The organism is Agriterribacter sp. (assembly GCF_035444585.1).
In the GTDB taxonomy this organism is placed as follows: Bacteria; Bacteroidota; Bacteroidia; order Chitinophagales; family Chitinophagaceae; genus Agriterribacter.
In genome coordinates this window covers 1-5,710 of record NZ_DAOMOZ010000195.1, presented here as the reverse complement: position 1 = coordinate 5,710, position 5,710 = coordinate 1, and the positions used below count along the sequence as shown (strand labels likewise).

Sequence of the window (5,710 nt, the reverse complement as noted above, 5' to 3'; positions counted from 1 at the left end):
ATATGATCCCCAAAGATATTGTAATATGCGACTGGCCCTATGAACGGCCCGATAAAACAGCGGTTTATTTTGCCATGAAAGGATTTGATGTGGTTACCTGCCCCTGGCGAAACCCTTCCATTGCGGTAAGCCAGCTCAACGATATGATCAGTTTCAGGCAGGGATCAACTTCTGAAATGAAGCCGCGGTTTCAGGGAATGGTGCAAACCGTGTGGTCGGGCGCCAATGGTTTCCTGAAAGGGTTTTATGGCAATACAGAAAATGCTTCTGCATCCGGCAATACGCCATGGGATTGCTTCCGGGTGCTTTACCAGGAGATCAATAAGCTGCCATAAACAAAGGATCGGTAAAATCGGTTAAACCTTTTGTGCCGCACAGCTGTCGGCAGTTATAGTATTCATACATTCGTATGACAGGCAAAGCTAAACCCGGCAACAGCTTTCCATCTTAATACTAACGTATATGAAAGTTATTTTCTTCCTTATCTTTTTGCTGCCCGCAGCAGCCTTGTGCCAAACGGGCCCGTACAGCCTGTTCAATGGCCGCGATTTAAGTGGCTGGCATATAGATGTTCCGGAAATGGATACCAATGCGCTGGCAAAAAATCCTTTTATCATAAGACACGGATCGCTGGTAAGTTTAGGCAAGCCCAATGGTCATTTGATCACAGATTCTGTTTACCAAAATTTCAGGTTGCAGGTAGAATACCGCTTTGCGGGTAAGCCCGGTAACTGCGGCGTATTGGTATTTGCGTCTACTCCCCGCTCGCTTTATAAAATGTTCCCCAAATCCATTGAAGTGCAAATGATGCATGAAAACGCTGGTGATTTCTGGTGTATTGTGGAAGACATAGCCGTGCCTGATATGGAAAAACGCCGTGGACCAAAAGCAGACTGGGGCATAACGGAAGGTAAAAACAGAAGAATACTCAATTTAACAGACGGATCAGAAAAGCCGTTGGGAGAATGGAACACGATGGTAGTGGAGTGCCTGAAAAACTCCATACGGGTATGGGTAAACAGCGACCTGGTAAATGACGGTTTTAACTGCACAGCAGAAAAGGGCCGGATCGCTTTACAGGCTGAAGGTGCCGAAGTAGAATTTCGTAAGGTTGAACTAACACCCATTACAAAATTATCTGCGGCTGTTAATGACAAATGAAGGCTGCCTGCTGTCCAAGAATTATTTATAAGATCCCGCTTCACATTTTTACCTATCTGATGCAATAACGGAAAAAATATTTCATATAGCCGGGGCTTTTTTTCCACAGCATCAGGCCATCTTTCCCTGATGTTTAAACAGGACTGCAGCTTTTAAAATTTACAGTATAATCCAAACGATACATTCCTGTAAAATATTTTCAAATTATCTTTTTGCGTTTGAAAGCATTGAGATCAACAACTGTATATCATCTGCTTAAATATAATTATCTCCTTTCCGGCATCATTCGCTCTTATATCTCCCACTAACATGCATAAAGCTGGCAGGACTTTTGAAAAAGAGACTAATAACTAAAACAGTACATTATGAAAAAGACTATTGCAGCACTTGGTGCATTGCTTCTGATGAGCAGTCTGGCTGTACAGGCGCAAAAATCCTCTGTCTACGTAAAGGCCGGATTAAACCTGGCAAATATTTCTGTTAATAAAGACGGCCAGGTAGATGATTCGAGAACGCTTGCTTCGTTTCATGCGGGGTTGCAGGCCGATCTTCCTGTTGGTCCTTTCTTTGCCATTCAGCCCGGCGTGTTTTTTACGGGCAAAGGTTCAAAGCTCGAATCGGGCAATACATCGGGTGATAACTGGTACAGGGTTTCTACCCGGCCTTATTATATTGAGGTACCTGTGAATGCTGTTATTAAAATTCCACTGGATGAAGAAGTCCGGTTTTTTGTTGGAGCCGGCCCGTATGCCGCCATTGGTGTGGGTGGAAAAAATAAAATAGAAGGTGAGCTGTTGGGTGCGGATTTCAGCAGAACACAGAACATTAAATTTTCGGATGATGACCCGTTTACCAGCGGAGAAGAAGGATCCGGCTATGGTATTATGAGGCGTTTTGACTACGGGCTTAATGGTACAGCAGGCGTTGAAGGTAAGCGTGCGGTTTTTTCCGTTAATTATGGATTAGGGCTGGCTAAATTACAATCCGGCACCGGCAGCTCGGATGATGAATTGAACAAGCACCGGGTACTGAGCTTTACCGTTGGGGTTAAATTATAAAGTGGTGAACCACCGGGGCAATTGTGAATGGTGAGGAGTCAATTGTGAGTTGGCTTCTCATCTTTCATTGCGTGAGACGACAAACGTGAGACGTGAAACGATAATCCATTCCAGCCTCCACCTCTATCCTTTCACGTTTCATCGCTCATTTAGTCAGGGCTATCAGCTGTGAGCATTCAGCTTAGGCTTACTAACGACGTATTCACACTGATCTCTTTCTTCTCACTCTCATTTTACTTTTCACCTCTCACTATTGACAACTCACCTCTCACTACTTACCACTTCAACATCATCCACATAATACACTGCTTTTGCAACTTTTTCATCAGCGCCGGGTAATGGAGGTCCGGGTTCTTCATTGGGTGTTCTGCGGTTCGGAATATCCCTGTAGGGCCCGGTTCTGAAAGAGATCCGCTCCACCGATTTTACTGCTTCGGCTAATGCTGCCCGTGACAGTACTTTTTTACCGTCCAGGAACAGATCGAATGAACCTTTTACATCTGCGTTCACGGTAACCCGGAAATTATACCATGTATCTGGTTCATATTTTCCAACCTTTACAGGCAGGCTTCCGTTTACCACTTCAATTTCCCCACTGCTGTTAAAACTGATCCGAACGGGGCGGTTGCCATACCGGTCGGTTACATCAACAGATAATTCACCATGATCGCTTTGCCCGGCATATATCCTGAACTGCAGATCCGCTTTAGTGGTTTCTTTAAAAACCCTTATGGCCCTGGAATAATCATAAGGGTCTTCATCCGTTAACTGCAGACTTTTATTCTTTACACCGGGAAAATCCGCTACTGTAACTGGCGCCCATTGCGGGGAATATGTATTCCAGTTGGAAATGGCTTCACCTACCCCAAGCTGATTAAAGTTGTCGTTTACCGGTGTGCTCACACTGTAAGCAACGGGAACGGGCAGCCGCGTAATCCACATGTCCTCCTTGTTCATGCTGTAGGTGATCCACATGTCATTTCCCGGCGGGTTGCCGTTGCCTTCCACTATGCCTCTTGTATAGCAGGGACCAAAATCCTTCCACCTGCCAAAAAACCGCCGGGGCGGCACTTCACCCTGTACCAGCAGCATATCATCAAAAATAATTCCGTCATTGCCCGTCACTATAATTAAAGGATAACGGTATTCAGAGTTATCTATAGGATTATAGCACATGGCATACCTGCCGTCTTCCGTTTTTTGTCCCCAGTTTTTGCCACCGGACATAATAAGTGTAGGTACTTTAACCGGCACGGAAAAAGTAGCGCCTTCATCATCCGATAAAGCGGCCTTTGATTTTTTCCAGAGCATCACCACTTTGCCGTCTTTACGATGGAAATAAGACAAGGCGGAAAGATGATCGCCATTCCTGTTTCCGGCATACAGGGCATCATTACCGTCATCTTCATCCTTCCACTGTAATACCATCAGCTTGTTCTTCAGCAATGCATCACAGGCGGCTATAAAACCGGTATCTTTTGATTGAGTATAAAAAGGAAAACCGGTATTGGTTTCGTTCCATCGGGCATGACTTTCATAGCGGATAAAATATACAGGCCCGAAACTCCCGTCTTGGTATATCTCCCGTACTACCCTGCCTATGCCGCCTTCCTGGAAAGGCTCTTCCGTGTGCCCGTAAAATGCCAGCGTGAGTAAACGCCCGTTTGGCGCCACGTAAAATCCCATGCGCTGGTGCATCATATACCCGTTATAACCTTGCGGTATTTTTACTCCTGTCGGTGGATGATAGGGCGGGAATAAAATACGTGGCTTATTCCAGTTCCTGCCATCGGCCGAGGTAACAAGCAATGTTTGTCCGGGCGCAATATGTTCATCAACCGGGTTGCTGAGATACTGCAGGTAAAATTTCCCGTTCCGGTAGGCCAGGTTAGGGGCATGATTATAGGTCCAGCCCGAATCTGCGTCAATGCCGCCATGCTGCCGGTTGGCACGCATCACCTGTATGCTTTCGGCGCCAACGGCCCAACGCAGCCGGCCTTCATGCACCGACGGGTCAATGGTCACTCCGCCCACATAGCGAACGGGCTCGGAGGCGCTCCCGGTTTGGGCAAATAAATATGCAGGTAACAAAATAACCGTCAGGCATATGACACAAATGATTTTGCTATGGGTTGAACAGAACATAATAATGATATTAATGGATCCAAATATATACAATAGCTTTCCTATGCAGAAAGATGAAAGGTTTAATTTTGACCATTGAAAATATATCACATGAACGTTGAACAAATACGGGAATACTGCATATTGAAAGAAGAAGTGGAAGAATCACTTCCTTTCGGACCGGATACTTTGGTATTTAAAGTGGAGGGGAAGATATTCCTCTTATTATCGCTGGATGCAGAACAACCGCAATTCAATGTAAAATGCGATCCGGATAAAGCAGAAGAGCTCCGGGCGGAATACACCTGTGTACTGCCCGGCTATCACATGAACAAAAAGCACTGGAATACTATTATTGTTGACGGCTCGGCCTCATCGGCAATACTGAAAGAATGGATTGATGACTCGTACAACCTGGTGAGGAAAAAGAAAAAGCGTTGAATAGTGCAGCATTAAATTTCCACCATCTTATATTTAACCGCCAGCAACACCATTCCTATCCTTGAATTCACTCCAAATTTTTTGTACAGTTTCTTTTGGTAATCAGTAACACTTTGTCTGCCCAGGTTCATTCTATCTGCTACTTCGCTGTAAGGAATGTCCATCGCGGCGTATTTAAGAAACAGCAAATATCCTTAATCAACAAATTTCTGTCAAGTACGTTGGACGATTTGAGAAGATCAGAATATATGAATCTTTGTCACTGAGGCAGGGATCTGGATCTGGTGGTATAACGCTTCCTGGGTTTGGCATAGCTGTTGGTAAAGGTGCATTTACTCAAATGAGTCGGTACGGAACCTGGAATTTATTAGCTCATGAATTTGGTCATGTTCTGCAATCAAAATTATGGTATGTAGGAATGGATGGATTTTATCAAATAATTGGCAAAGAAAGTCTTGCTAGTGCTACATTTAGTCCGAGCGGGCATTCTCTTTTTTGGACTGAAACCTGGGCTAATTATTTATCAAACAACTATTTCAATTCTAACTGGAATTTTACTAATTATCCTGTCCGGAACATTAGCAATTTTAATTTGCTTAAGTTTATATTCTTTAGAAGGACTCATCCAATTCCACTTCCATCTATTTATCCATAAAGTTTAAATCACTCAGATATGAAATTTCACATTTTTGTTTTATTATTTACAATTGCTTTTCAATCATGTGTATATGATCCACCACAAAAAGGATCTGAAGTTGTTATTGAGAACCAGAGTTCACATAAGCTTTATATCTTTGATAGTTTACCCAATGTCGAAACATATATCACTTTGATGGATACTTTTTCTGTAAATAACAGAAACTATATTACAAATCACTATTGTCCGACTAAAATAAGCTAAAATGAGACAAAAAAGGGCAGTTCGT

At 43.7% G+C, this 5,710-nt stretch carries 5 protein-coding genes and 1 pseudogene; 4 read left to right on the top strand and 2 right to left on the bottom strand.

The features are described 5' to 3' along the window. From PLH26_RS17255 to PLH26_RS17245, 3 genes and pseudogenes are all read left to right on the top strand, one after another. Positions 1–335 (top strand): annotated as a pseudogene (locus PLH26_RS17255) (family 20 glycosylhydrolase); the annotation flags it as partial. A gap of 127 nt (positions 336–462) precedes the next feature. Next, a complete protein-coding gene (locus PLH26_RS17250; RefSeq protein WP_324587276.1) occupies positions 463–1,161 on the top strand; it encodes a 3-keto-disaccharide hydrolase in 699 nt (232 codons plus the stop codon). A 365-nt stretch (positions 1,162–1,526) separates the two neighbouring features. Then, the gene (locus PLH26_RS17245) at positions 1,527–2,219 is read left to right on the top strand and encodes a porin family protein (protein WP_324587275.1); all 693 of its coding nucleotides are present in this window, start codon (positions 1,527–1,529) and stop codon (positions 2,217–2,219) included. Positions 2,220–2,480: 261 nt separating this feature from the next. Here the strand turns inward: PLH26_RS17245 and PLH26_RS17240 are convergent, their stop codons facing one another. After that, positions 2,481–4,310, bottom strand: a complete 1,830-nt coding sequence (locus tag PLH26_RS17240) for a six-hairpin glycosidase (protein ID WP_324587274.1) — start codon at positions 4,308–4,310, stop codon at positions 2,481–2,483. Positions 4,311–4,454: 144 nt separating this feature from the next. On the opposite strand from PLH26_RS17240, the gene PLH26_RS17235 reads away from it, so the two are divergent. Beyond that, positions 4,455–4,784 (top strand): MmcQ/YjbR family DNA-binding protein, encoded by a 330-nt coding sequence (locus PLH26_RS17235; protein WP_324587273.1) that lies wholly within the window; start codon positions 4,455–4,457, stop codon positions 4,782–4,784. Positions 4,785–4,795: 11 nt separating this feature from the next. On the opposite strand, the gene PLH26_RS17230 is transcribed toward PLH26_RS17235, so the two are convergent. After that, positions 4,796–4,972: a helix-turn-helix transcriptional regulator gene (locus tag PLH26_RS17230; RefSeq protein ID WP_324587272.1), complete on the bottom strand. Its 177-nt coding sequence runs from the start codon at positions 4,970–4,972 to the stop codon at positions 4,796–4,798. Positions 4,973–5,710 lie beyond the last annotated feature (738 nt).

Excerpts from the sequence above, each read along its gene's own strand:
- PLH26_RS17250 (WP_324587276.1), top strand. The coding sequence starts at position 463 with ATGAAAGTTATTTTCTTCCTTATCTTTTTGCTGCCCGCAGCAGCCTTG.
- PLH26_RS17245 (WP_324587275.1), top strand. The coding sequence starts at position 1,527 with ATGAAAAAGACTATTGCAGCACTTGGTGCATTGCTTCTGATGAGCAGT.
- PLH26_RS17235 (WP_324587273.1), top strand. The coding sequence starts at position 4,455 with ATGAACGTTGAACAAATACGGGAATACTGCATATTGAAAGAAGAAGTG.